General features: G+C 36.8%; 1 protein-coding gene. It reads right to left on the bottom strand.

Annotated features, from left to right (window positions below; genetic code table 11):
• The coding region (locus tag ABGX27_00080) for an MBL fold metallo-hydrolase (protein MEO2067898.1) at positions 1–361 on the bottom strand (361 nt) is incomplete at both ends.

Here is a 361-nt window from a genome sequence, read left to right on the forward strand (position 1 = left end):
CATCGTTTCTGGCGAGTGACCCCACGGAGACATGAAGAATTGTAAAGTCTTATCTCCCAAAGAGATTGTGCCTCTATCTTCGATGACTTCAAAAACTTCTTCTTTAAGATCTAAAAGATCTATAAGCATAGCTTTACATTTTTTGTTAGTAACGACTTTAGCCTCAGGAAAGCGCTTTAAAACTTCAGGAATCATTCCTGAATGGTCTTGTTCTGCATGGTTTGAGATTATGTAGTCAATCCTTTCAACGTTTAATTCTTCCAAGTTTCTAAGAAGCTCTTCACCCTTATGAGGTTCAACGGTATCTATTAAAGCGGTTTTCTCACTTCCAAAAATAATGTATGAGTTATAACTCGTTCCA

This window comes from Desulfurobacteriaceae bacterium, from assembly GCA_039832905.1.
In the GTDB taxonomy this organism is placed as follows: Bacteria; Aquificota; Aquificia; order Desulfurobacteriales; family Desulfurobacteriaceae; genus Desulfurobacterium.